We start from the raw sequence: 2261 nt of genomic DNA on the forward strand, positions 1-2261 counted from the left end.
GAGGAGGCGCCCGAGGCCTTCGCGGGGGTACGGGAAGTGTGGGCCGGCGGCGACGTCGTGCCGCCGGAAGCAGTGCGCAGGATCCACGAGCACTGCCCGGACACCACCGTCGTCAACGGCTACGGCCCGACGGAGACCACCACCTTCGCCACCACCCACCGTGTTCACAGACCCCTCGACCACGCCGGGGCGATCCCGATCGGCGAACCCCTCGACAACCACCGCCTGTACGTCCTGGACCGGGCGCTCCAGCTCGTCGCGCCGGGCGCGCCGGGCGAGTTGTACATCGCGGGCACGGGTCTGGCGCAGGGGTATCTCAACCGGCCCGCGCTGACGGCCGAGCGCTTCACCGCCGACCCGTACGGTCCGGCCGGCTCCCGGATGTACCGCACCGGCGACCTCGCGCGCTGGAACCACCACGGCTCGCTGGAGTATCTCGGCCGGGCCGACCAGCAGGTCAAGCTGCGCGGCTTCCGCATCGAACTCGGCGAGATCGAAAGCGCCCTGACGGCCCTTCAGGTTGTGGGCCAGGCCACTGTCAGCGTCCGTGAGGACCGCCCCGGCGACAAGCGCCTCGTCGCCTACCTCGTCGCGGCCGACGGCGTCACGATCGACACCGAGGCCGTGCACCGGGAGATCTCCGCCTCGCTCCCGGAGTACATGGTCCCGTCCGCCTTTCTGGTGCTGGACGAGATCCCCCTCACCACCAACGGCAAGATCGACCGCCGCGCCCTGCCCGCGCCGCGGCACCAGGGCGACACCGACGGCCGTACGCCCAGGACCCCCGCCGAGGAAGTCCTGTGCGGGCTCTTCGCGGCCACCCTCGGGCTGCCGTCGGTCACCATCGACGACCACTTCTTCCGGCGCGGCGGGCACTCGCTGCTCGCCACCCGCCTCATCAGCCGCATCCGGGCGGTGTGGGACACCGGCATCACCATCCGGGACCTGTTCCAGTACGCGACGGTCGCGCAGCTGGCCGAGCGGATCGCGGCCGAGGGCAGCGGGCAGCGGCGTCCGGCGCTGCTGTCCGGGGAGCGTCCGGAGCTGATCCCGCTCTCCTCCGCCCAGCAACGGCTCTGGTTCCTGGACCAGATGGAGGGCTCGTCCGCGACGTACAACATCCCGCTGGCCCTGCGGCTCACCGGCCCGCTCGACCCTGAGGCCCTGCGGCTCGCCTTCACCGACCTCACCGCACGCCACGAAACGCTCCGTACCGTCTTCCCCACCCGCGAGGGCACCCCGCACCAGCACATCCTGCCCGCGACCGCCGCCGGCCTCCCGCTGGTCCCGGCCACCGAGGAGTCACTGCCCGCGCTGCTGGCCGCCGAGGCCGGCCGTACCTTCGACCTCGCCGCCGAACTGCCCTACCGCGCCTCGCTGTTGCGGCTCGGTGCCGAGGAGCACGTCCTGTCGCTGGTGGTCCACCACATCGCCTCGGACGGCTGGTCCAACGGACCGCTCTTCCAGGATCTCGCCACGTCCTACGCGGCCCGCGCCGAAGGCCTCGCGCCGGAGTGGGAGCCGCTCCCCGTCCAGTACGCCGACTACACCCTCTGGCAGCAGCGGCTGCTGGAGAACGACGAGGAGCGCCAACTCGACCACTGGCGCGAGACGTTGGCCGACCTCCCCGAGGAGGCCACCCTTCCCACCGACCACGCCCGCCCCGCGACCCCGTCCAACCAGGGCCGGACGCACGTCGTCCACTGCCCGGCCGCGCTGCACTCCGGCCTGATGTCGCTGGCGCAGGACACCAGCAGCACCCTGTTCATGGTGGCCCAGGCCGCCGTCGCCACCCTCCTCTCCCGCTCCGGCGCCGGACACGACATCCCCCTCGGCTCCCCCGTCGCCGGCCGCACCGACCAGAAGCTCGACAGCCTGATCGGCTTCTTCGTCAACACCCTGGTCCTGCGCACGGATGTGACCGGCAACCCCACCTTCCGCGACCTGCTGTCCCGCGTCCGGGACACCGACCTCGCCGCCTGGGCGCACCAGGACCTCCCCTTCGACCGGCTGGTCGAAGCCCTCAACCCCGAGCGCACCACCGCCCGCCACCCCCTGTTCCAGGTCATGCTCACCGTCGGCGACACGAGCAACGAGGCCCCCCGACTGGCGGGCCTGGAGAGCGAGTTCGCGTTCCCGCCGGTGTCCGTCGCGAAGTTCGACCTCACCTTCGCCTTCGCCGAGCGGCGCACGGCGGACGGCGCCCCCGACGGCCTCGACATCCTGATCGAGTACGCCACCGACCTCTACGACCCCCGTAC

Annotated in this window: 1 protein-coding gene; it reads left to right on the top strand. The window is 72.2% G+C overall.

The window, feature by feature from the left end:
- Positions 1–2261: condensation domain-containing protein (locus GT042_RS15200; RefSeq protein ID WP_161309243.1), on the top strand; the 2261-nt coding region annotated here is incomplete at both ends.

It is taken from the genome of Streptomyces sp. SID3212 (assembly GCF_009865405.1).
GTDB lineage: Bacteria > Actinomycetota > Actinomycetes > Streptomycetales > Streptomycetaceae > Streptomyces.